Origin of the sequence: Paenibacillus sp. FSL L8-0641, from assembly GCF_038006265.1 — a bacterium.
In the GTDB taxonomy this organism is placed as follows: Bacteria; Bacillota; Bacilli; order Paenibacillales; family Paenibacillaceae; genus Paenibacillus; species Paenibacillus polymyxa_D.
The window spans coordinates 4246644-4271048 of the sequence record NZ_JBBOUW010000001.1; the positions used below are offsets into that span (position 1 = coordinate 4246644).

The 24405-nt window shown below is 44.6% G+C and carries 22 protein-coding genes and 3 pseudogenes; 10 read left to right on the forward strand and 15 right to left on the reverse strand.

The window, feature by feature from the left end; genetic code table 11:
• A complete protein-coding gene (locus MKY16_RS19170) occupies nt 1-708 on the reverse strand; it encodes a glycosyltransferase family A protein (RefSeq protein ID WP_340956636.1) in 708 nt (235 codons plus the stop codon).
• 215 nt (nt 709-923) lie between these two features.
• On the opposite strand from MKY16_RS19170, the gene MKY16_RS19175 reads away from it, so the two are divergent.
• Nucleotides 924-1637 (forward strand): GT-D fold domain-containing glycosyltransferase, encoded by a 714-nt coding sequence (locus tag MKY16_RS19175; RefSeq protein ID WP_340956638.1) that lies wholly within the window; start codon nt 924-926, stop codon nt 1635-1637.
• Nucleotides 1638-1894: 257 nt separating this feature from the next.
• Entirely contained in the window at nt 1895-3022 is a 1128-nt protein-coding gene (locus MKY16_RS19180) for an SGNH/GDSL hydrolase family protein (RefSeq protein ID WP_340956640.1), read from the forward strand.
• A gap of 219 nt (nt 3023-3241) precedes the next feature.
• On the opposite strand, the gene MKY16_RS19185 is transcribed toward MKY16_RS19180, so the two are convergent.
• Nucleotides 3242-3658, reverse strand: coding sequence for a hypothetical protein (locus MKY16_RS19185; protein WP_340956641.1), 417 nt, complete (start codon nt 3656-3658; stop codon nt 3242-3244).
• Between the two features lie 164 nt (nt 3659-3822).
• On the opposite strand from MKY16_RS19185, the gene MKY16_RS19190 reads away from it, so the two are divergent.
• The 3 genes from MKY16_RS19190 (at nt 3823) to MKY16_RS19200 (ending at nt 7571) form a co-directional block, all read left to right on the forward strand.
• Nucleotides 3823-5793 (forward strand): methyl-accepting chemotaxis protein, encoded by a 1971-nt coding sequence (locus MKY16_RS19190; protein ID WP_340956644.1) that lies wholly within the window; start codon nt 3823-3825, stop codon nt 5791-5793.
• Nucleotides 5794-5849: 56 nt separating this feature from the next.
• A complete protein-coding gene (locus MKY16_RS19195) occupies nt 5850-6026 on the forward strand; it encodes a YjfB family protein (protein WP_080658659.1) in 177 nt (58 codons plus the stop codon).
• A gap of 189 nt (nt 6027-6215) precedes the next feature.
• On the forward strand, nt 6216-7571 hold the full coding sequence (locus tag MKY16_RS19200) for a dipeptidase (RefSeq protein WP_250240177.1): 1356 nt from the start codon (nt 6216-6218) through the stop codon (nt 7569-7571).
• Between the two features lie 73 nt (nt 7572-7644).
• Here MKY16_RS19200 and MKY16_RS19205 read toward each other — a convergent pair whose 3' ends face one another.
• The 6 genes from MKY16_RS19205 to MKY16_RS19230 form a co-directional block, all read right to left on the reverse strand.
• Nucleotides 7645-8031, reverse strand: coding sequence for a hypothetical protein (locus MKY16_RS19205; RefSeq protein ID WP_340957598.1), 387 nt, complete (start codon nt 8029-8031; stop codon nt 7645-7647).
• 64 nt (nt 8032-8095) lie between these two features.
• The gene (locus MKY16_RS19210) at nt 8096-8359 is read right to left on the reverse strand and encodes a hypothetical protein (protein ID WP_029518340.1); all 264 of its coding nucleotides are present in this window, start codon (nt 8357-8359) and stop codon (nt 8096-8098) included.
• Between the two features lie 86 nt (nt 8360-8445).
• Nucleotides 8446-8937, reverse strand: a complete 492-nt coding sequence (locus tag MKY16_RS19215; RefSeq protein WP_013311697.1) for a hypothetical protein — start codon at nt 8935-8937, stop codon at nt 8446-8448.
• A 141-nt stretch (nt 8938-9078) separates the two neighbouring features.
• A complete protein-coding gene (locus MKY16_RS19220) occupies nt 9079-9561 on the reverse strand; it encodes a hypothetical protein (RefSeq protein ID WP_069011022.1) in 483 nt (160 codons plus the stop codon).
• Between the two features lie 364 nt (nt 9562-9925).
• Entirely contained in the window at nt 9926-10039 is a 114-nt protein-coding gene (locus MKY16_RS19225; protein ID WP_340956647.1) for a putative holin-like toxin, read from the reverse strand.
• Nucleotides 10029-10670, reverse strand: a complete 642-nt coding sequence (locus MKY16_RS19230; RefSeq protein ID WP_340956649.1) for a hypothetical protein — start codon at nt 10668-10670, stop codon at nt 10029-10031. The genes MKY16_RS19225 and MKY16_RS19230 overlap by 11 nt, the downstream gene beginning before the upstream one ends.
• A 213-nt stretch (nt 10671-10883) precedes the next feature.
• On the opposite strand from MKY16_RS19230, the gene MKY16_RS19235 reads away from it, so the two are divergent.
• Nucleotides 10884-11060 (forward strand): hypothetical protein, encoded by a 177-nt coding sequence (locus tag MKY16_RS19235; protein WP_157136339.1) that lies wholly within the window; start codon nt 10884-10886, stop codon nt 11058-11060.
• A gap of 130 nt (nt 11061-11190) precedes the next feature.
• On the opposite strand, the pseudogene MKY16_RS19240 reads toward MKY16_RS19235, so the two are convergent.
• The 3 genes and pseudogenes from MKY16_RS19240 to MKY16_RS19250 all read right to left on the reverse strand — a co-directional run.
• Nucleotides 11191-11307: pseudogene (locus tag MKY16_RS19240) on the reverse strand (LuxR C-terminal-related transcriptional regulator); the annotation flags it as partial.
• 21 nt (nt 11308-11328) lie between these two features.
• Nucleotides 11329-14379, reverse strand: a complete 3051-nt coding sequence (locus tag MKY16_RS19245) for an SIR2 family protein (protein ID WP_340956653.1) — start codon at nt 14377-14379, stop codon at nt 11329-11331.
• 461 nt (nt 14380-14840) lie between these two features.
• Complete coding sequence (locus tag MKY16_RS19250; RefSeq protein WP_340956654.1) at nt 14841-15017, reverse strand: hypothetical protein; 177 nt, start codon at nt 15015-15017, stop codon at nt 14841-14843.
• A 148-nt stretch (nt 15018-15165) separates the two neighbouring features.
• Between MKY16_RS19250 and MKY16_RS26150 the strand changes: the two are divergent.
• Nucleotides 15166-15676: pseudogene (locus MKY16_RS26150) on the forward strand (ISL3 family transposase); the annotation flags it as partial.
• Nucleotides 15677-15825: 149 nt separating this feature from the next.
• On the opposite strand, the gene MKY16_RS19260 reads toward MKY16_RS26150, so the two are convergent.
• On the reverse strand, nt 15826-16053 hold the full coding sequence (locus tag MKY16_RS19260) for a helix-turn-helix domain-containing protein (RefSeq protein ID WP_007431813.1): 228 nt from the start codon (nt 16051-16053) through the stop codon (nt 15826-15828).
• 304 nt (nt 16054-16357) lie between these two features.
• Here MKY16_RS19260 and efeO point away from each other — a divergent pair, with 304 nt between their 5' ends.
• The 3 genes and pseudogenes from efeO to MKY16_RS19275 all read left to right on the forward strand — a co-directional run bounded on the left by efeO (nt 16358) and on the right by MKY16_RS19275 (nt 20448).
• Nucleotides 16358-17236, forward strand: coding sequence for an iron uptake system protein EfeO (gene efeO, locus MKY16_RS19265; RefSeq protein ID WP_069011021.1), 879 nt, complete (start codon nt 16358-16360; stop codon nt 17234-17236).
• Between the two features lie 4 nt (nt 17237-17240).
• Complete coding sequence (efeB, locus tag MKY16_RS19270; RefSeq protein WP_209949748.1) at nt 17241-18605, forward strand: iron uptake transporter deferrochelatase/peroxidase subunit; 1365 nt, start codon at nt 17241-17243, stop codon at nt 18603-18605.
• A 24-nt stretch (nt 18606-18629) separates the two neighbouring features.
• Nucleotides 18630-20448 (forward strand): annotated as a pseudogene (locus MKY16_RS19275) (FTR1 family iron permease).
• A 214-nt stretch (nt 20449-20662) separates the two neighbouring features.
• Here the strand turns inward: MKY16_RS19275 and MKY16_RS19280 are convergent.
• The 3 genes from MKY16_RS19280 to MKY16_RS19290 form a co-directional block, all read right to left on the reverse strand.
• The gene (locus MKY16_RS19280) at nt 20663-22075 is read right to left on the reverse strand and encodes a type III PLP-dependent enzyme (RefSeq protein ID WP_340957599.1); all 1413 of its coding nucleotides are present in this window, start codon (nt 22073-22075) and stop codon (nt 20663-20665) included.
• Between the two features lie 82 nt (nt 22076-22157).
• Nucleotides 22158-23246 carry a Gfo/Idh/MocA family protein gene (locus tag MKY16_RS19285; RefSeq protein ID WP_340956659.1) on the reverse strand — a complete coding sequence of 363 codons (1089 nt, stop codon included), beginning with the start codon at nt 23244-23246 and terminating at the stop codon, nt 22158-22160.
• Nucleotides 23243-24403 carry a UDP-glucuronosyltransferase gene (locus MKY16_RS19290; RefSeq protein WP_340956661.1) on the reverse strand — a complete coding sequence of 387 codons (1161 nt, stop codon included), beginning with the start codon at nt 24401-24403 and terminating at the stop codon, nt 23243-23245. The genes MKY16_RS19285 and MKY16_RS19290 overlap by 4 nt, the downstream gene beginning before the upstream one ends.
• Nucleotides 24404-24405: the final 2 nt, after the last annotated feature.

Here is a 24405-nt window from a genome sequence, read left to right on the forward strand (position 1 = left end):
TTACGAATTGGCAATGCCTGTTCCCAGAAATTCTGCCAGCACAGCATTCATTTCATTCTCTGACAGCCGATCCTTCGCCGGTACTTTTTTCACCGAAGTATTGGCAGCATGAATGACGTTCACATAGTTGCGAAGTGGAATGATCTCATGCGGCAGCTCCGTTACATATCCGTGCGTACCCTTTCCAGGAATGACCACACGGTAATCATTCAGAAAATCTTCCACTTGATAGCGAAACACATAAAAAGAAGGCGAACGGTGAAACACCGGTGCCATCTGCCCCTCAACCGCATCCCACAGGTAACCCATCTGGTTCACCAGTGCAACCGTCTCCGGTTGAAACTTGTAATCATGCAACTGTTGTACAAAGGACTGGTGATACAAATCGTCGGAATCTATTCGAGCAATGAGCAGTTCGTCCGCACCTTCGATGTACGCATGGATACGACGTTTACTTTCGATGCTCGTACCAAAACGGATGTTTTCGGGAATGAGCTCATGTCGGGCCAGCTCCTCTTCCACGATGTCACTGCATCCGCCCGCCAGCTTGACGACAGATAGAAAATCCGCATTTGTCTGACTGAGTAAACTACGCAGCGTAAAGGTTCTGAATATATCCAGTCGCTCGCTGATCCACTCACGTGTCAGGCGGTTGGGATTCATCCCATAGTTATTAAAATTAATTTCAATTACAACCTTGCGATTCATTGATCTTCCTCCCTTTCAACCGTCTTCTCTCAAGTTATGAAGACGCTCCTGAAACGGCACGTACAGATACAACGAATCTTGTAAAAATAGGTAGAATCCAAAAAGAATAGCCGTTCATACAAAAACCTTTTCGCTTTCGACATATGATAGAATACAAAGTTTTTTACTCCATCTGAAAAGTTGAACAAGCAGGAACGACAGGGAGGAAACATGATATGACGAATCCAAAGTATCTGGAGATGGACGAGGTACTGAAACGTTTGAAGCTGGCACTCGATCAGCACCAGTCCTTTTCGCTCATTCGTATTGGAGATGGTGAAAATTTGGTGTTGGCGCAGGATACCGTCTGGCCGATGGAAAAGGTGTTACAGGAACGTTGGGCGGTCAAAGCTAATCTCGGTCAAAAGGGACTGTTTCTACCAAATACGGAACTACGGGACGCGGTGGCTGAGGCAGTGAGCAAAGCCAGCATTACTGGCATTTTGCCATATGATGACGACTCTATTAAAGCACCATCCTATATGAAGCGGGAGCTGACCGATCAGGTCTTTGCTCACTATGCTCTTTCACCCCCGCTGACCTGCCACGCCTGCCTGAATCGGTATTTGGCTGGGACACCCGCTTTCTGGGACATGCTGAAAAATCGACGCATTCTGCTGGTCACCCGGACGGCCACTGAAGTAAAGCCTGTTCTTGAGGCCGATCCGTACAGGCTGCATATCGCCCACACACTGGCATTTCATCAATATGAACAAATGCCTGAAACACTCCAATGGATCGCAGCACACAAAGATGACTTTGACATTGCCCTGTTCTCTTGTGGTGTCAATGCAGTCGTGTTAGCACAAAAAACAGCAGAAATCACTGGCAAAGTAGGTATAGACTTCGGCAAGGCGACTAATATCGTCATGTTCGGCAAAGCTAATTAATAGATAAAATAATATTTGTGAAAAAATATACTTAGCAAGTAATCTTTGCTCCGTATATCGAAAAGGCACTAGCAAATTTCAATTTTGCTGGTGCCTTTTTGATATCATATGTGGTTCTAAAGCGTGATCAAAAAGGATAATCCATATAAAGCATTGAGCCCTTGCTTGTTTAGAAATAGAATTTGAGATTTCCTGTAACTTCTTTTACAATATTACAGAAACTAGCATTCATTAAAAACCATAAGGAGGGTGTTTAAATGTCACATAACAAGAGATTGAAGACATACCCACTTACAAAAGCAAAGCATATAAAGGTTCATGGTCGAACTACGCAAACACGTACACCGCTTACTCTATTTTGGACAGGAAGTGGCATTGAATTGAATATCAAAGGCTCAGAGCTGTGGATTGAAATTGAGGCCGATTACCAGGTGTATGAGCCCTGGATCAGTATTGTCATCAATGGTGTCCCGATGAGTCGCCTGATGGTGACTGCAGGACGGCATTGGATCTGTCTTTTGAGAGGGTTAAACCCTGATACAGTCAAAAATGTCCGTGTGGTCAAGGATGTCCAGCCTATGAGTTCGGACCCGCGCTGCTTGTTGCAAATTCATGCCCTGAAGGTTGACGGGGAATTGTTGCCCGTCCCTGATAAGCCCCTCAAGGTGGAATTTATCGGTGACAGCATTACCTCGGGAGAAGGAACGATTGGAGCGAAGGACGAGACAGACTGGGTTCCCATGCTGTTCACAGCACTACGCAATTATACAGCCATAACAGCCGAAGCACTGAATGCGGACTACCGAGTGTTATCACAAAGCGGCTGGGGTGTCCTAACGGGCTGGGATAATAATCCGGATACGAACATACCGGCATATTATGAACAGATATGTGGTGTGCTGACCGGTGAGAGAAACGAAGCATTAGGGGCATTTTCAGATCATGATTTTACCTCATGGCAGCCGGACGTGGTCGTAGTGAATTTGGGGACTAATGACGGGGGAGCCTTTTATTCTCCTGCATGGACGGACCCAGCAAGCGGTGAAGTGTACAAGCAACGCTTGAACGAGGACGGCACATTCAATGAAGAAGATTTACAAGCTTTTGAAAGCGCTATCGAATGTTTTCTTGTCAAGCTTCGGAATTGCAATCCTGCGGCTCATATTGTATGGGCCTATGGGATGCTGGGTACTCCTATGATGCCCTCAATCTACCGAGCAGTAGATGCATACAAGAAAAGAACGAGGGATGGGAATGTGTCTGTATTCCAACTGCCTAACACGACGGAAGAAACGATAGGGTCTCGCAGCCATCCCGGGCTCCCCGCCCATACCAAAGCGGCAGATGAGTTGACAGTGTATTTGCGAGAGATTCTTAAGAAATAGAATCCGAGAAGCACGATCAACTTTGTAGAACACGCTCATAAAGGAAATTACAACAACTAGGTCATTTGTGCTCTGGGTGTTGTTGAGAATTATAGCCACGAGTCTGTAGCAGCTGTCTGTCTATGCTCGTGGCTAGTTAAGCTTCTGCGCAGCGGCCTATCCTAGGAGAACCACGAACAGGCAGCGAGTATTTACTAAAGAAATATTCACCTGATATATTTACAGAAACGGAGTCGAAGTGATGCCCGTGAATACCTCTGGACCATTACGAACAGTGGTCGAAACACCAGAAATATAAGAAGAATATACTGTTTGTATTGCCAATGGAGCGGATAGATCCTGTGCATTAAAAGCTTGCGTTTCATTAGATCCGGTCACGCCCAGTACCCCCTCGGCGCGGTAGACTACCTCGCTCGGATCATAGTCGGCTCCACGCACGATTTCAACTGCATACGTATCGCCAAGCTCACCGATTAGACCAATGGAACCACTAAAAGTCACAATCGGACCTGGCACAAGAAAGGTTCGCAGAGTAATCAAACCGAATCGCTCCGGTATAGGACCCAGTTGAATATCGGGACCTTCACCTGTCTTTGATGAATGGGTGGAGCTTCTCATATCCAGAAAAAAACCCATACCTTATCCCTCCAAATTGCAAGATACTCCATGTTATGCAAGAAATTCTTTGGCGTATTGGACAAATTAGTAATAAATCTATCAATTCAGCTCAAAAAAACCGATAGTAAATACATATGATATAAGCTTTGGAAATGAATATATAGATAGAAAGCAGGGGTTAGATGAAACGACTGAAAACATTAACACTACGCAAGAAATTGACCGCAGCATTCCTTCTGGTCATGCTTGTTCCTAGTATTATTGTAAGTTCTTTTTCTTATCAAGCAGCATATAACCAGACGGACCGCCAATTACTTGATAGTGCGACAACTAGTGTTACCGCATCCGATCGTGCAGTTACCCAAACCATTCAAGCCAAAATCGCTGATCTCGAATATTACTCTACAACGATGACGGCTAGTGATAACAGTGCCGAAGCAGATGAAGACATCCTGAAAAGGTTACAGGTGTATTTGAAAATGCATGCGGAAGCTGTTGATATGTTTGTAGGAACTCCCGAAGGAAAACTCATTATTGGCAAAGCCGTAGGCTCCACAAACGATCCTCGAGAGCGCCCGTGGTACAAACAGGCCCTGGAGAAACCCGGTCAAACCGTAATCAGCCCTGTTGGACTCAATACGGCTAAGATCCCCGTTGTGTATATTTCACGTACACTTCCCGACAACAGCGGTGTTCTCGGCCTTTCCCTGAACCTGAAAAATTTGAAAGAAATCACAAATTTAAAAATCGGACAAAATGGCTATATTATGATATTAGATGGTACCAAACGTATCGTTACCCACCCGACAGAAGTCAGCGGAAGTACCAAAATGGGAGAAACGATACCCAAACTGTTTGACTCTAAGGAAGGCAGCTTTAATTACGATCTTAATGGCGTAGATAAACACCTGATTTTCAAAACCAATGCGCTGACAGGCTGGAAAATTTCCGGAACGATGGACAAAGCAGAAACCAGTGCCTCCGCCCAACCGATTCTTATCACAACGATCGTAGTGTTGGTGATTGCAGCCATCATCATTGGTGTGCTCGCAATGTGGCTAATCAGCAGTATACTTAAGCCTATCCAAAGATTGCGTAATTCTATGGATGCCATCAGCCAAGGTAATCTTTCGATTAACGTGGCTACGACCAGTACAGATGAAATTGGTGAATTATCAAGATATTTTCAGCAAATGGTAGATAACCTGCGTAACATGATTAGAGAAATTCAAGCGATGACTGGCAATTTGTCGGCATCCTCGCAAGAGCTTGCAGCAGGTGCAGAACAAACGACCCGGGCTATCGAGCATGTGACCATAGCCATTCAAGACGTGGCTGCTGGCAGCGAACGCCAAGTGGGCAGTGCTAAAGCTAATCAGACACGGGTTAGCGGCATGGCAACAGACATCACCGCTATGACCGAAACTATGGCTGAAATGACTACTTACTCCGCACAGGCCATTCAGGCGTCGGATGCAGGCAGTGAGCATATCGGCAACAGCGTCGTTTCCATTGATGGCATTCGCACTACCGTGGAAGAATTGGATGCCATTATCAGTGCTTTGAATGACCGATCTGGACGAATCGGAACAATTGTCACTGTCATTACGGAAATCGCCAGCCAGACTAATCTGCTCGCATTGAACGCTTCTATTGAAGCGGCACGTGCAGGGGAGCATGGCAAAGGTTTTGCTGTCGTGGCCACAGAGGTTCGCAAACTGGCTGAAAACTCAGCTTATTCCGCACAACAAATTCGTGAACAGATTCAAGGGATACAGAGCGGTGTATCTGAAGCCCTGATTGCCATGGAATCCGCCAAGGAACGTGTAAGCGAAGGTATCAATTCCATAGACATGTCCGGTCGCTCCTTCTCTCGCATCCGTAGAGCGGTAGCCAAATCAGCGAAGCAGCTCGATAACGTCGCAGCTTCTACCGCTGGCGTCGCAGATGGAACGAGTACAGTCGTTAGTAGCATGGAGGAAATTACACGCATTGCTGAAGAAGCGGCCTCCCATACGGAGACCGTGTCCGCAGCCGCAGAGGAACAGCTCGCCTCCATGGAAGAGATCGGTTCGTCTGCCGCAGACTTGACCCGTCTGGCAGAGCAGCTTCAAGATTTACTGACACAATTCCAATTAGATGAAACAAAATAACCGTTCCAACCGATAAATACAGAGAAAGAGTCTTCACAATGAGGGAGGGTTGGAACATGGATATCGCAGCATTATCAACAGGTATGAGTCAGGCCAGCTTGGCTCAAGCTGCAAGTGTGAAGGTATTAAGTATGGCTAAGGATCAGGCTAGTGAACAAGGACAGGCTTTAGTGCAGATGATGGAAAAAAGCGTACAGCCTCATCTTGGCGGTCAACTGGACATTCGCGCATAAGTGCGTCCATATGCTTGGTTAAGAGCGATTCTGCTCAGGTCTGGACAGACCCGGGTAGAATCTTTTTTTATCTCCCTATTTTTCGTTCAGTACAAAACGTAGTAAACTAGACATATCGTCCACGGCCTTGGTTCGGAGGATAGCGCAACATTCACACGATTTACATTGAAAAAGGAGGATACATAGTTTATGAGTTATTCTGAATATTTTGAAAAAGCCAGAGAGCAGCAACTGGGCGAGTTACAGGAGTGGTTGTCCATTCCAAGTATCTCAGCATTATCGGAGCACAAAAAGGACATTAACCAAGCAGCTGATTGGCTGGCTGCCAAACTGACTGCTGCCGGTCTGGAAAACGTTGAAATCATTCCAACCAAAGGGCACCCGCTGGTATATGCCGATCATTTGCACGCACCTGGTAAACCAACGATCCTCGTGTATGGACATTATGATGTACAACCCGTAGACCCGCTTCACCTGTGGGAAACGCCACCGTTTGAGCCATCCATCCGTGATGGAAAATTGTATGCGCGCGGAGCGACAGATGATAAAGGACAGGTTTTCTTGCACATTAAGGCAGTTGAGGCCATTTTGAAGCAGGAAGGCAAATTGCCGTTAAACATTAAATTTTGCATTGAAGGCGAGGAAGAAGTGTCCAGTCCGAACTTGCTTGAGTTTTTGCAAACTGGAGCTGAACGTCTGGCTGCCGATGCTGTACTGGTGTCCGACACTTCCTTGATCGAAAAAGGAAAGCCTGCCATTTGCACAGGTTTGCGTGGTCTATGTTCACTGGAAGTTGCCATTCACACGGCGAACACAGATCTACATTCCGGTTCTTTCGGTGGCGGCGTGCCGAATGCCCTGCATGCTCTGGTGTCCTTGCTGGCAACCCTGCATGACGACAAAGGCGGCGTAAGCGTCGAAGGATTCTACGACGATGTTGCTCCATTATCGGCAGAGATGAGAGAAGAATTCGTGAAGCAAGACTTCAATGAGAGCAAGCTGCAACAAGATCTTGCACTTGATTCCCTCTATGGCGAAGAAGGATTCAGCTTCGTTGAGCGTGTGGGGGCGCGTCCAACACTGGAGCTGAATGGTGTGTACGGCGGCTTCCAAGGGGAAGGCACGAAAACGGTCATTCCGAAAGAAGCTCACGCTAAAATCACGTGCCGCTTGGTGGCTAACCAGAACCCGCAAGACATTCTGGACAAAGTCGAGCGCCATTTGCGCGCCCATGTTCAGGCAGGAGCTACTCTGGATATTCAACAGGGTGAGAAAGCGAACGCCTTTAACATCGACCCGTCCCACGCGTTTCTGCAAGCGGCAGCCGATGCTTTTGAGAAGGTATACGGTGTGCGTGCCCTCTTTACCAAGGATGGAGGCTCCATCCCAATCGTGGAAACCTTCTCCCGTGTGCTGACTGCTCCAGTTGTATTGATGGGCTTCGGCTTGCCGGATGAGAACCTGCATGCGCCCAACGAGCATTTTAATTTGGAGAATTTCGACAAGGGTCTGCTGACGATTGTAGAGTTTTTGAAATCGGTATAAGTAAACTAAAAAGCATTCACAGCATGGGACCACCCATGCTTCGTGAATGTTTTTTTTTCGTTAGTTCTGTCGCTTAATAAAAACGAGTATAGCGCAACAGATGAGCCAGCCGATTGAGCCGTTCTATCTCCCGATCCAACTCATGCAGCGGCTGTCCAGCCAAAGCAGCGTTTGCTCTCAGATCCCGTAGCGGGTTCATTTTCCGACCCATGAGTTTCAGCACCGTGGCCTTCCCCATGTTATTCACCACCACATATTGTGTTAGCGGGTCAAGCTCAATCCACAATACATGATGCTGTTGGAAAAACGACAATAGTTGCTTTTTTAACGCCTCCAGCTCTTCAAGGTCACCTGTGATTTGCGGATGATGATGAAAAGCCACATAGCCCATCACCCGCAGGTCACTTATGATTTGTTCCAAATGAAGCGTTTCGTGTATGTACACATTGTTCGTGCTCATGCGGTTTCTTGCACCATTCGTATGATCTTCCCGGATGACGTTCACCACCTGACTATCATTTATATCAAGCTTTATCTTTCCCCTTTTCCAATAGCTGCACAAGCCAGCAACCTCCAAACCACAATGCTCCTACAGCAAAAAAAACGGTATACACCGTATATAACGTGGTCAGTTCAAACAAGCTATTGTACCGATTAAGCAAGATCCCCCACAAGCATAGCAGAAAATTGCTACCATTTTGCTGATGAAAGCGATGCTTATAGATCCGTTGAATCAAAACAGCCAGGAATCCTATCAACAAAACGTGATTCAGCAAAATACTCCACATTTCCATAAGCCCCCTTTTTCACTATAGCGCAATGGCTTTGAAAAGTCAGGACGTACACAAACCTTGCGAACAAAAAAACAACCGGCTTATACGCCAGTTGTTTCCCGTTCCACAAAATACTTATTGGTCATATAATGGGCCTTGCCTCTGGAAGTATCCACCATTCCCTTTTTGTTGTCGAGAAAAACAATCTCCCGGCATTTGGTGCAGTACCACTTGGTCCGCTTAAAGGGAGATTCTGTAACATACGATGTACCACATTTGCAATCTACTTTAATTAAAGTTTCTGTTGATTTGTAAGCCTGGGACAACTCTTTTAGGCCAGTATCCGGTTGTTGAATGGGGATAATAACCTCCTGATAGCTTGAATACTGATTATGCACTTTAAAATCAGCCACCAGTTCCGCATGCAGTCCAAAGTACTCTTTGCCAATCTCGGTTACAAATTTCTTACCGATTCTGTAACACTCAAGCCATTCCTGTATCTGTTGATTAGACAAAGGCACTGTGCCCTTGATACCACTATTTAATGTGTAAGTCATGATGTATAAAGTATCATCTTGTCTATGTCCGTACATGAGAAGCCTCCTTATAATACACTTGATAATGTACTACAAAGCGCAAAAAACATCAATTTTATTATTTGCCAAAAGACTTATATCATTTGGGTAGGCACACAAGAATTGTGAGTATATGGTTAGAAAGCAACTGACAATCTGTCAGTTGCTTTGTCTTTCCACATAGTATTTGTTGGTCATGTACCACGCCTTGCCTTTATCCGTATCCACCATGCCCTTTTTACGATCCAGGAACACAATGTTATTACACTCCTTGCATGACCACTTGGTTCTTTTATGCGGTGACTCTTCTATATAGGAAGCACCACATTTACATTCTACCTGAATTAATGTTTTATACTGGCTGTACGCCTCTACCAGTGGGTCCAGCTCTACAGCTTTGTGTTCCATTACAGGCTGTATTATGAATATGTGTTCTCTCTGCTCCGAGTATTCATTATGTACCTTGAAATCTGCTACCAACTCAGGGTTTAAACCAAAATACTGTTTTCCCACAACCGTTACAAACTTGCTGCCAATTCGATATGCTTTGATCCATTCCTGCACCTGCTTACTGGTTAGGTCGACAGTTCCCTTTATACCGCTGTTCAGCGTATAAGTCATCAAGTGTTGGTTGGGTGTCATATGTCTTAACGTTCACCTCCGATCAAGAATATACCACAGGTAGCTCTAGGCAAAAGCTACTTCCGGCTACCTTAAGCAATGAGCTTTTTCTGCCTTGTGATTCTTCTTCAATCCATCTTCCATCCTGTCGTCATGCTGAATACTACTTTTGTACGGATTTATATTCTTAGACTATCACCGAATGCATTTCTAGCCTTGTATAACTTTGTGGTAATTCTTCTGATTTGATCACTTCTGCTAGTTTACCATGATCTCCAATGGTAGTTTCTTCCTTCTATATATAGTACATCATTTACACGCAATTTCCCACATATTTCAGCGGTTTAATCGTTTTATTTTTCGTCACCTTGTCAGAATAAGCTGTTTATTTCTTTTTGTTTTGGTTCAATGCAATAACAATGGTCACGAGTAATCCGATCAGCGTAACTAATAACGTACCGAACATCATCATTAATGTCAGAGCATCTTTAACCTCCACAAGCTTCATCTTCTGCTCTTTCAATAGCTTGAATTAGAGTCATATCTGGTTGCTCTCGTTTATACTCAATAGCCTTTTCATAAGTACCATCAGCGTCACGCCACTCCCAAAAAGTATGCACATCAACAGTCTCTAGGAAATAAACAGACAATGCCTCCACTGGATTCGCGACATACATTTTGATAAATTCTTCATTAGGGAGTTGAGTGTACCGTAGATACTGACTTTTCATTTTATAGAGTAAATTAGCAATATCATGTAAGTTTATATTTTTAATCTTGTTAACGAATTCATTGCGTCTTTCAACAGTATTCAGTATGATTTGGATAGCATTACGAATACGCCAAGCATCAGGTCCAATATCGAGCGTGTTGATTAAATCGTTGGCAGTAAGATTAAAGTTAAATGGAGCTGCCTTAATAATACGTGTCCACACGTCATCATTTCCGTTTTCAAACACTTGAATAGCGTCTGATACGTTTAATCCGATCGTCTGCCATTTGCGGTTAAGGACATCTGTAATGTGGAAGTAATATAAGCCTGTCTCATCTTTTTCTTCTTGTTCCCAAACCTGTTCCATGCGTACGATGTCTTTGATGGCTATTATGTTGGTCTTTTCTTTTTTTGTCATATGTATCATCCTTCATTTTAATTTATGAAAATAATTTCTAGAGACCATCTCTACATCTTTTGAATTCATTTAGGTCACTTATGCATTCATAATAACCATTTTAGAATACATAGTCAATTGTTTTTGAACACAAAAATGTCCTTTTTAAATTCATTTTCGTTTTTTTTGAATTCATTCGTGTGATATATTTTCTCTTAGGGAGGCGAATCCATTTTGGAAAGAAAAAGTGTTATGGTATATGAAGATATAAAAGAAAAATTACAATCCATAAAAACAGAGTTAGGTTTGAGTAATGAAAATGATGTTGTCAGTTATTTAATCAGTGTATATGAACACTCCGATTCTCTGCCCAAACAATCTCAAATTCAGCTCATCAAGCTCATAAAATAGAGATACAAAAAAAATCCCTTGAGCACATAAGTACTCAAGGGATTTTTGAACTTTGTTAAACATAATTATAGTCATCTTACAAAACAAAGCCTCCCCCTTCTTCACTGTTGAAGGACCACCGTGAAAGACTTTATCCCCCACAAGGAACGAGAGATTCGTCAAGCCTGATTAATTCCATGACCGCCTGTGAACGACCTTTTACGTTCAATTTTTGCATTACGTTGGAAATATGGATTGAAACACATCTAGTAAAATCATTTCAAATGCATCACGTCTCAAAGTAGTCCAAATAAAACCGTTTAATCTGATGCCCTAATTCGTCTTCTACAAGTGATTTAACAAATTTTCTCCTTAAAATTTCCTTATTACTCGAGTTACTAAGAATCTTCTTAATTTCAGCCTTACTGAGGTATGGGAACCAATCCAAATTAAATTTCTGATAATCAAAATTATCCTCTTGTATCACTAAATCATAAAAATCATCAATTCCAATAAACTCTTTGAAAGGCTCTTTATTAATTATTTTGTTATGCCGTAAAAGTACAACCACGACCCCTAATTCGCTTCTTAAAGGATTAGGATAACTCTTCACTGAGCTTCTTACGATTTCATTTTTTGTTTGTTGTACTTTTAAATATAGCTTCTCTTCATAATTCTCAGTTGAAAGTAAAATATCAGCGTCACAAGCTGCACCATATATTTTAACATCAAAGTTCTGTAATAAGAACTCTTCTATAATTGCTTTTACTGACTTCTGATCTACTGGATCCAAAAATCTATACAGCGGTATTAGAACTCGAATTAAAATACTCCACTTGTTATTTGATAGATTTCCATGTTCAATCGAGAGGATTAACTTCTTAATATCAATTTCAATACTAATATTGTCATATTCACTCTCATCGATTAGATTGACTAGTCCTTGAATGTAATTGTTATTATTGAGCGCTTCAAGTTCGAATCCTCCTTGATTTCCGTTATACTTTAAATCTAATAATTTGTTAACAAAGGTTACGATTAACTTAGCAATTAACGGCGCTTCTATATTCTGGTTTTTCTTCTGGGCATATGAAAAATTTAACAATGTGGTATAAATTTCATGTTCCACATATGTGGAACTGAACAACCTTAACAAGTTATCAAATATCTCATTTAAGTCCTCTTTATTAATCTTTATCTTACCAAACAAGCAGAACATATTTTTTAAAATTTCTCTCAAAGCAATAGTATACTCAATTTCTAAATAGCTTGTTATTAAATTTGAGAATAGTCCCTTTAAATGAATACTTGGAAATGATATCTCAATTTCATCTATGTTATATTCTTCAAATAGTTCGTTTAATTTTTTCCAATCTAAGTACTTCAAGATTATGATGACATCTTTACCTGATAAGCGATGATTGGGTAACCTATGAAACAAAAATCCAGAAAAAAGAGCATCTTCAGTTGTTTGAGTTTCCGACTTTTCTTTGATTGAATAAGTACTGAGGAGTGATTTTATATAAGAAAAGTAATACTCTCTCACTTCTGAATATTGATCTACCATAATGAAGTTATTATGCGTATAATCAAAAAATTCATATACAACACTTACCATATTATTAACTGAGGTAGAATCTGGACTACTAAATCTGGTATTTAAATCTTTTTCCACTTTCTCAGTTGACTCTTTAATACGAAGTAGTTGTTGTGATACATATCCCTGTTCCTGCAATAAATCATGTATGAATTTCACTTTATCTTTATCTTTTCGGGCCAACATCTCATATACATCATTTATTTTGAGGTTCGAACTTTCATATGCCTCAATAATTTTAGTGATTTGTTCAACGAAAACGGTTTCTCCAAAGTCAGTCCCCAAAATTACCCTACGAACACCAGTCCTATTAAGTTTAAGTTTTCTAATCAAATATCTCTTGTTGAATTCAATGATATATAGTAGAATAAAATCTTTATTTCGATACGATTCTATTGAAATTTTCTCAAGTATTACAAATGCAGAAACAAATTGATTGACTAAGTATTTTGCATACGCTCTCATTAGTTCATTGATAATTTTGTTCTCGGAGTCACTAATTATTTTATAATCTTGTTTAGCTACAAGATTTATTGAATAATAATCGTTAAATAATAGACTTTTGATGATGTTTGGCTCATTTTGATATAATAAATCAGGTATAAAATCTTTTCCCCCAACACTAATTTTTGACAGTTTTGTTTTTGCAAATGTAGAATTAATATAGTCATATTTGCGTTTAGTTTCCCAATCTTGTTGTTCATATGACTTTTTTATGGCATTTAAACGATTGATAAGATCAATAAAAAAATTATCATCTTTGGTGGGAAACACTTTCAAAGTTGTTCTTTCTTCAATAAAATAATTACCTATATCGAGTAAATTAATAATATCTTTCAATCTAATTGCATTCAGACTATCAAAAGCTTGAAATTTATCATAACAAAAATCTAAAGGATTACTAACTGATTCCCTATATTGAAGAATATAATCTAAAATTCTGGCAATGTTTTTCCCTTGAGGAGCTTTCAGTTCAGAAATCTCTTTATAAGAATACTCTTTTGAAATATCAAATATATCAATTAAATTGACACCAAGATTCTTGAAATAATCTTTTTCCACAGAAAGTTTAGGGCTTTCTGAAGAATCAATCAAATAGGCTTTTTGAAAATGGTCACCTAATATCCCTTGCAAATTTTTCAATATTAATTTCAAATCATAATCCTGAAGTGAATAGCCTACAAAAAGAACTGTATTGTTAATAAAAATTGATTTCACATACGATTCTATTAATTTGAAATTATCGGAATAATTTAAGTAATCATCCTCTTTTAGTACAATATTTTTTTTGGTCAAATCCCCGTGCATTTTTATAAGCATTCTTCCATTAGATGCATAGGGAAGATCAAGATCCTCTTTTACTGAATCATAGAACATAAAATGTTTATCAATTGCTTGCTCAATTAAGTTATCATAATTTGTTGTTATTATGTGTCTAGGTTTAAACTTCAAAATGTAATCATGTATTATATTTGGAGACACTGGTGTGTCGAAAATTTCAATTATCTTTTTAAAGTATTCGTTTTTCCCTCTCTGGTTGTAATAATATTGTGGAATTTTTAAAAAGTCATCTGAGTTTATCTCTCTATTAATACCTAATCCAGTTGCAAACTCTTTTACAAGCCCCGTCCAACTGGGCAAGTTAGAATTTGCTGAAACTCCTGCACCGACAAATAATACAAGATTCTCTCTATTCATCGCCTCCAATATTGCCTCAATATCTAAATTCTTCTTAATTAACATTGAGATAGCACCTCTTTTCTTAATGGATCAATCTTTCCAATCTGCAAAAACAAATAATTGGTCTTAGTGTTCAATGACCAGTTTGATCGTTTGTACGATGTTCTATTTGCCTCAATTAAAATAATATAACAGTTCAAACATCTGAGTTGTATTTTCAAATCCTCTGTTAAAATTAACCCATTATAATCAGGCGGCAGTTTCCAGCCCTGCCCATGTCTAAGAAGTATTTCATCACGCTCAAGATCAATTTTATGAAATCCATTCGTAATATCTTTAATTAGTTTCGCAGACAACGTCGTATAATTGCCTAGACAAGTTTCACCAAGCTGATATGTCTTATTCTCTTTACGATGATGAACGATATAACAATATCTAAGTGTTATTCCACATTCACATTTATAAGGTCGGTTTCCATAACCGCCGTCTAGTGTCTCGTTAAGTTCCCAGTCGTTCAGTCTTTCTCAAATGTCATCTACTGAAGTGCTGGAATGCAACACAATTCCTTTTTTGTGAGCGAGTTTCTCCAGCCATTTACTCTTTTTACTTTGCTTCAAGTAGCTCTGTAAGAAGTTCATTTGATTATTATCTAACAATTGAAATAATCGGTTAACTTCCTTCTCCGTTAAAGGGGATGGCATGTTTCTCCCTCCATTTGAAACTAGGTCTTAACAACTATACCGTACCATATAATAACAATTTACGCACTCACTTCCTTCATCCTTGGACAGCAGTCAAACCAAGCCCGAACAGTCGTGTACGTCAATTTGAGGATATGATGGTTATTTAAGACTACATCATGGCTATGTCATTGAATGTGTCCAGGCGGTCCGAAAATCGGTGCAGCACACGCTCGCTCCTCGGGCTAAGGCTATCTTGAAAAGGGATCATCGGTTACTGAATCCTCCGGGTGACCATCTTCCTGAAAAGAGAAAGGTCCAGCTAGATGCCCTACTTGCCTTTTCCTCCTCTGCTACGCAAGGTTTGGGAGTGGAAAGAAGCGTTTTCCCGCTGGTATGAACTACTCACCGAATGTTCAGATCGCCACCCAGGGTTTTCACCGTTGGTTTCAGCAAGGCGAGAACATGGATCATGTAACCGTTCAAAGTACCTCGAAGACCATGCGTAATTGGCAGAATGAAATCATCAATTACCATCGTTGTCGGTAGACAAATGCAACAGTAGCAGGCCGCCATAATCGCATTAAATCCTATCAGCGGAGACGCTATTTTACGCGCAATCGCTTTTTCTACAAAGCTGGTATTTTAGTGAATGTAATCGGCACCGCTTATCCGGCTAAAATATCAACCACTGATTTCTAGATTGAGCCCTTTTTATTCAAGCTAAAATTTATATTTTCAAAATCCTGACAAAACAAAAGTCTTCCCGACCACCCTTCACTGTCGAAGGATCATCAAGAAGACTTTGTACCCCGCAAGGAACGAGAGGTCAGATTTTTAATTCTCCAAGCCTGATTAATTCCACGACCGCCTGTGAACGACCTTTTACGTTCAGTTTCTGCATTACATTGGAAATATGGTTTCGGACCGTTTTTTCGCTAATAAATAGCTGTCCGGCGATGTCACGTGTTGTTTTGTCCTGCACGAGCAGTTCAAATACTTCACGTTCACGGTGAGTTAACAAAAACTTGTTTTTATGGTCGTTACCCTTCGTCAATTTCACCCCTCCTTGCTCGGGTTTTGTGTGGTGTAACAAGGTTAAGGGATACAGTCAACACATTTTATGTCATGCGCTTAGGTATGGTTCAATATGCGGATAAAAATGGGCATAGGCACCCTACTAACTCCCTTTGATGGAGGGTTGGACTCTGCGTCTAATTTATGTATTGACAGGCATATGGGCCAGCCTTATGATAAGAAAAACCGCGACTGATAATCATTATCAAAATGATAATTTGATATAGATATCGCAACAGACTATGGTTCAAGGCCAGTTTGGCCAGAAAGGGTGTTCATTGATTATGAAACTACGTTATGCCGTACCGGCCGGAGTGCTGGTCTCTTCTATTCTGTTCGCAGGTTGCGGACAAACCGGAACTACTACTCAACAGCCTGCTGCAACGACCAAAGATGCAGGAGCCACAACACAGACAACGACTCCTGCCGCTTCTGCTCCCAATTTTGATCAAGCGGTAGCAGCTTACCGCACCTATGCCATCGAGCAATGCGATACGTTTGTGAAGAAGACAGAAGAATTCACGAACGCGGTCAAAGCTGGCGAGCTGGATAAAGCCAAGGCGCTGTATGCTCCTGCACGCATGTACTATGAACGGATTGAACCAATTGCAGAAGCGCTGGGTGATCTTGACCCAAATATTGATGCACGTGACGGTGATGTGGATGCAGCGGATTGGCGCGGCTTTCACCGGATTGAAAAAACATTATGGGAAGAAAACACAACCAAAGGAATGGACGAGTTCTCCGACCGACTACTGAGTGATGCCAAGCTGCTGCGCGCCAAAGTAGAAACAGTTAATATTGACGCCAGCCTGATGGTAACGGGTGCAGTCGAGTTGTTGAATGAAGTCTCTACCTCGAAGGTGACGGGTGAAGAGGAACGATATTCCCATACGGATTTGTATGACTTTGCAGCCAATGTAGAGGGCGCACAAAAGATATATGACATTTTGAAAACAGATCTGAACCAAAAAGATGCCGCGTTGGAAAAACAAATCGGTGAGCGCTTTACGGCCTTACAGCAGGAGTTGGCTCCTTTCAAGGACGGAGAAGGCTATGTATCGTATACAAAACTGAAACCGGAAGAAGTTAAAAAGCTGAGCCAAAACCTCGATGCCTTGGCAGAACCGTTGTCCCAAATGGGGAAATTGTTAGGAGTGTAATGATATGAAAGGCTTTAAGCGGCAAAAAGGGCAAGAAAAGCCGCAGTATGCGGAATCCCATAATGAACAGGGCGATCTGGTAAAAAAGGATGCGAAGCTAGTGAAAGATGATCCGTCAGGAAAAAGCAAATCCGTATCACGCCGAGACCTATTGAAGCTGGCCGGGGTAGGTGGACTAGGTCTCCTGCTTGGCGGCGGGGGCGTGGGAGCCGTGCTGTCAGCCGGTCAACGTCTCGAAAGCATGATGACGGATGCGGATACCAAAGATGTAATCCCTTTTTACGGGAAGCATCAGGCAGGTATTGTGACTCCGGCACAGGATTTCATCTGCTTCGCCGCTTTCGATCTAACAACCAGCGACAAGGAACAGGTGCGTAGCCTCTTCAAAGCCTGGACGGAAGCAAGCGCTACAATGACTTCTGGCGTGCTCCTTGGCAACGATAATGAAAACCTCAACCTCCCTCCGTCCGATACGGGCGAGGCGGCAGGATTGTCGCCATCCCGCACGACGATCACCTTTGGTGTGGGCCCATCCTTTTTTGATGGACGATATGGCCTGGCAGGGCTTAAACCTGCCGGGTTCCGTGAGCTGCCCCGTTTTCAAGGGGATGCCCTGGAGGAGCAATGGTGCGGTGGCGATATCGGAGTGCAGGTATGTGCCAATGACTTGCAGGTCGCTTTCCATGCCCTGCGTAATTTGGCGCGTATCGCCAGAGGAACGGCGGTGCTTCGCTGGACGCAGGAAGGCTTTCAGCGGACTGCACAAGCTGATCCTGCGGGAAGCACACCACGCAATTTGCTGGGCTTCAAGGACGGTACGGGGAACCCGGACACCTCCAAGGCAGACGAGATGAATCGGCTGGTGTGGACACAGACCAGTGACGGACCAGCATGGATGGGCGACGGCAGCTATATGGCTGTACGCCGCGTACGCATGCGGGTAGAGGTGTGGGATCGCTCAACATTGGGCGACCAGGAGGATACTTTTGGACGTCATCGCAGCAGCGGGGCCCCACTCGGTAAGGTCAAGGAGTTCGACAAGCTTGATCTGGCAGCCAAAAATCCGGAAGGCAAGCCAGTTACGCCTCCTACCTCTCATGTGGCTTTGGCTCATGGGGACGGGAGCATTAACATTTTGCGGAGGTCTTATTCGTATTCAAGCGGATTGGACAAGCAAACTGGACAGCTGGATGCCGGGCTGCTGTTCATCAGCTACCAGCGTGATCTGTTCAAGCAGTTCGTTCATATTCAGGAGAAACTTGCACGCAATGACAAGCTGAACGAATACATTGTACACAAAGGCAGTGCGGTGTTCGCCTGCTTCCCAGGTGTATCGCAAGGCGGCTACATCGGGGATACGTTATTTTAGCAGCAGGCAAGGAAGGGGATTTATATGAATCGGCGTAATAAAAGCTTGGGATGGGTGTTGGGGTTGGTGGCTGCTCTGCTGCTGACCGTAACTCCGTTCATTTCCGGTTCCGGGTCGGTCGCTTTTGCACAAACAGATGCCAAAGCTGTCACCAATGATCAGCTAATGCCTGTAGTGGGCGGAGCGCTGGTGGAGGCGGGACAAGCCCAATGGACGGAAGCCTCCAAGGATCTGAAAGAATTCCGCACGCTGTGGGAGGCCGCCAAGACAAATGGTGGAGATTCAGCTCACATCGCGACTGTAGATCAAGCACTCACCGATGCGGAGCAGACACTCGCCAGTGGCGGCGGGGAATCAGCGAAAGCTGCCTTATCCGTGCTAGCGCGCTCGGTCAATGAGTACGTCACTGCTGCCGAAGGGGACAAACCAGCCCCGGCTGGAGCCAAAGCAGCGGAAAAACTGCTTCCCATGGCGAAGGGCAGTCTGGCCGCCATGCAAAAAGGCGATTGGGCTGCCGCCCGGGTGGATTACGACCGAATCGTCAAAGCCTGGTATCAGGTAGAAACACCGATTCGTTTGGACAATTTTCCGGTATACAGTTCGCTCGAAACTAAAATCAGTCTCATTCGCATCTCCATGCAAGCTGAGCCCATTCGCCAAGAACAGGCTCTCAGGGAAATGCAGGAATTAACGACTCTGTTGTCTGATTATAGTCAGGGCAAATCTGTGAACACAGGTCAAGGAACGAATACAGGCAATACGGCTACCGGAACGACGAATGGTTCGACAGCTTCCTTGGGCGATGCAGTCACCTTGCTCGAATCCGCACGCCAAGATGCTGTAGCTAATCAATCAGAGCAAGCGGCTGACAAGGTAGTGCAGTTTATCGCTCTGTGGCCTTCTGTCGAAGGACATGTACAAATTTCTGATCCGACGTCTTACACTGCGATTGAAAATGAAATGACCGAGGCTTCCGGATATCTGCTGTCTTCTCCACCGAATACAGACAAAGCCATACAGACTCTTGATCAGATGCTGGACAGGCTCCGTCCGTTGACGGAAGAACGTTCTTACACTGCGTGGGATGCCGCACTGATTTTGCTGCGTGAGGGTCTGGAGGCCATCCTCGTGCTCGCAGCTCTGCTGGCGTATGCCAAAAAAAGCGGCGAAGCCGTGGCTGGACGATGGATATGGGCAGGGGCTGGTGCTGAGCGGAATTCTGGCGGTGCTGTTCACCACGCTGGTGGCAGCTGCCGCATCGGGCAGCATGCGTGAGCTGCTGGAAGGTGTCACCGGGCTGGTGGCGGTCGTGCTGATGCTGACCGTTGGTAGCTGGCTGCATAGCAAATCCAATGCTGCCGCGTGGAACCGCTTTGTGGAAAACAGCGTGGGCAACGCGTTAGCACGGGGAAGCCTGTGGTCGCTATTTGCGGTTTCTGCGCTCGCAATTCTGCGTGAAGGAGCCGAGACAGCTATCTTTTATGTCGGTATGGCTCCAGCCATCGAAACCTCGCAATTGCTGATCGGCATTAGCTCGGCGACGTTTATTCTGGTCATTCTGGCGTTTGCGATCATTAAATTTAGTGTACGGTTGCCGATTCGCGCCTTTTTCCTGACTGCCACTGTACTGATTTACTATCTCGTATTCCGATTTCTGGGCGAAAGTATTCATTCGCTTCAGGTGGCTGGCAAGCTTTCGGGGCACACTGCCTCCTCGCTTCCGTCCATTAGCTGGCTGGGAATGTATCCAACTTGGGAAACATTTGTCCCACAAATCGCTGTACTGATCTTTATGGTATGGCAGCTTGTGCGTCAGGAAATGCGCAGCTCCAAGCAACATTAAGTCGATACTACCCTACTCATCATGTAAAAAAACGCCAAATCACAGGTCCGATTTGTATCGGTTCCCATGGGTTTGGCGTTTTTTTTACATACTTCAGCATTTTGCATCATTCGATTCTCAACGTTCTTAAGTACAATATATAGACGAACTAAAGCGTTTCGATCTATATATTGCTGATTTAAAAACGCTCTTGGGATTTATGCAAAATGCTCACTTATACCACATCCTCAGGCAACGGAATCATGCGCTGATGACGCAGCAGGTCCGTGCGGTCACCGTGTTCACGAATGACATGTACCTCCCCACGAAAATCGAGCAGCTCCGCCGGGGTAGCATGTCCCAGAAATTGTAGTGGACTATAGCTTAATCCATAGGCTCCTGCATTCGGAAAAGCAATATAATCGCCCTCGTGAATCGGAGGAAGCTGCGCTTTTTTCACAATACAATCCTCGGGTGTACAAAGTGGACCGACAATGCTTACCGTCTCCAGCTCCATGGATGCTTCTTCCAAAGGCCCTCCTGTTCGGCTTGCAATCTCTTCTAATGATTGTTCGACAGCAACAGCCGTTTGAGCAGAAACGTCTCTCTGCCCCATCCGTAGGGTTGCTTCCAACTCTCGTTCTTTGGGTTCTTTCGATTCTCCCACTTGCCTGCGCATAATTCGTACCGGGTAGTTGTCCCTAATGCGGCGTCCTCGAAAAGTAGCTGCGGCGTAGTGATTCATGCCACCATCAGCCACGACAAACTTCTCTCCCTTGGATTCCTTTGTATACAATGCTCGGCAGACATACATGCCCGATTGAGCAACCAGATACCTGCCGCTTTCGATGATTAGCTTAACCCCGGGCATGCGGGTTCGGGTCTGCTCCGCGAGTGCGTTCAGTCCGTCAATGACGTGATCCATATCGAGCGGCTCCTCATGAGCAAAATAAGGTACGCCAAACCCGCCGCCCAAATTGACCGTATGCATTGCCACACCATACTGAGCCTGTACCCGTTCTGCCAACTGCAGCGTATTCGCAAATGAAGCTAAAATCTGATCCGATTTCAACATTTGCGTACCTGTATATACCTGAATACCTTGAAAATGGACGTGTGGGCAATCTTCCAGCACCTTAAAAAAGTGATCCAGCTGTCCTTCATCTACTCCAAAGGGGCGCGGAACGCCGCCCATCTTAATCGTTGCTCCAGACAGATCGTTATCAGGATTGATGCGAACCGCTGCCCTGACAAGCTGGCCCGCTTGGGCCGCAATGTCCTCCAGCAGACGCAGCTCCCTCACCGATTCGACATGAATACAGCCGATTCCATAGGCTATCGCCTCGTTCAGCTCGGCTACTGTTTTTCCCGGTCCGGCGTACAGCACGTCTTCCGCAGCATACCCGGCCTCCATAGCGACGAACATTTCTCCGGCCGAAGCAATCTCAACACCACAACCTAACGAGCGCAGCAACCCAGCCAAGGCTACGTTACCATTAGCCTTGAGCGCGTAATGTACACGCACAGCCGGGTGCAATCGGGACAGCAACGAGCTGACATGAGCATGCAGCGCGTCCCCGTCATAATAGTAAAATGGCGTCGGATGCTCGCCGAAACGCTCCAGTAAGGCTTCGTCCTTTTTATCCATCACCTGAGTTCCCCTCCTCTCTTTGCCTTGATACTCCGTATTTTGCATCATTTGCTTCCCTCCGCTCGAAAACACAATCATACTATACTGCATAAATCGTCTCGCCCGAGCGTGCTGCTTCATGAATGGCTGCCAGCAGTCTGACGCGTTCAGCAGCCTCGCGAAATGGAATGGGCTCCGCTTCTCCCCGGATGATGCTACAAAAGGTATTCAACTGATTAACATAATAGTTCATAGGCTCGAAAACCGTTTTGGTATGCGAAGATGTCTGTGATAACACAGGCAGTGCGTCCATATCTGTTATATTCGGCATGATATCCTTCTTTATTTCCGTCCTGAGTGTCATTTTGTAAAAGCCTAAATTTGCCCGAAAGCAATCCTTCAAGGTGACTACTGCCGAATCAAAGGTCAGTACATGAGCACAGTGATAGGGCCGCTCGAATGAAAAGAGGGCAGATGCCTCTATTCCGCTCGGATAACGGGCTTGCGCACGAAATGTCCAGTCACAGCCATGAGGACCATCGAAATCCGATTGACTGTGGAATTCCGCCTGCTCCAATCCAACGACCGCTTGAAGCAGCTGCAGCCAGTACACGCCCAGATCCCAAAAGCATCCCCCACCCTGCTCCGGACGAGATCTGTAATTGTCCACATGTCCTTCTTTTGCCGGAATACATAGACTCGTCTCTATGGAGCGTAAGCGACCATAACGCCCCGATTCTACGATCCTCCGCAGCTCATGCTGCCAAGGATGGTGCTGCACCATGACTCCCTCCAGCAGGTAAGCACTGCTCTGTTCGACTGTTGCTGCCAAGGGAGCCAGATCGGCCGTATTCAGGCATAACGGCTTTTCCACCAGCACATGCTTATGAGCCCGTAGTGCTTTGTCAATCCACTCGGCATGTAAGTCGTTGCTGAGCGCAATATATACAGCATCGATCTCCGGGTCCTTTAGCATATCCTCAGCATGCCGATAAACGACACTGACGCCAAAACGATCTGCCATTTCTCCTGCCTTGGCAACCGTGCGGTTCGCAAGCGCGGTCACGCGTGCCCCTGCAACATGTCGGATCGGTTCCAGCAACGCACGGGGAGCAATGGCAGAACAGCCAATGATCCCAAAGCGAATATCTCGCATCGCAGGCTCTTGCGCAGCCGTCGCAGCGTTCATGATCCCTGCTCCATTCCCGGTGAGCCTGCTGGCATTTGGATGCTATTCACATAGGACTCTATATAACGCGGCGTTCGACTGCGCAGCTCTACGATCCTGCGATGCATATCCTCCAGTATCTGAGCACTGCCATCATAGGTTTGTATCCACGTATCGTACCGCATACCAAGTCCCAGCCGTTCCCATAGATCTGCATTATGCTTTTCATGTACACCAAATGGCTCCAGCATAATGAGTGGAGTGGCTGTAGCGAACGAATCGGTTAGGCTACCACCTCCTGGCTTGCTGACAATGGCCTGGACACGACATGCTTGGTCCAGCATGTTATGGTAATCCGGTCCGACCTGATACACGGTCTTCTCGCCCTTTTTCACCTCTCCGAAAGGCGGAAATGTATGCTCCCCGGCTTCATTACGCTGCCATGTCCTCCACTGCGGATCCATCTGAAAATAGCGTATACTGTCCCGCTGTTCATCCGGTTGATCCTGATCATACAACAGCAGATCCAGCTCCCAGCCCGCTTCTTCCAACCGTCCAACCTTGTCACGGTAGGTGCCCATCCCCCAACCGCCACCATGTACGAATAAGCGGGATTGCCGTGCTTCAAACGGTACATACTCCACGGCCGGTACATCAATATAGTGGCTGACTCTATTCTTATCATTTTCAAAAAGGGCCATTTCTCCACAGCCATCCGCAAAACGCGGGTTATGCTTGGCTAGATTTTTCCAGGAAGGAGAAGGTGTCGAATCCATGTACACGATGTCCACATGCACCGACTCCGGTTCTCTGCGCTTACGATACTCCTCCAGTACATACATCCAATGACCGGATAAGCATATAAAATACCGCCGATCCTCCTCCATCCATTGGTTCAGCAGCACTTCCATCGCAGCGAAATCCAGTGAATTACGCATATCTTGCGGAACCTTCTGAGACATTAAGGCCACCGCAAAATTGTCATGGTAAGCTTTGCGGCTTTTGTCGACCTTGAGTCGGGCCGATTCTGGCAGTACATTTTCAAATACATGAATCGCCGTATCCACGCCCAGCCTGCGAAGACCCGCTTGCAACAACAAGCCAGGGGTATAAAAGCCCAATCCGAAACCGGAACACAAAATCGTTACCTTCATAAGCTTATCCGTACTCTTACGCATGC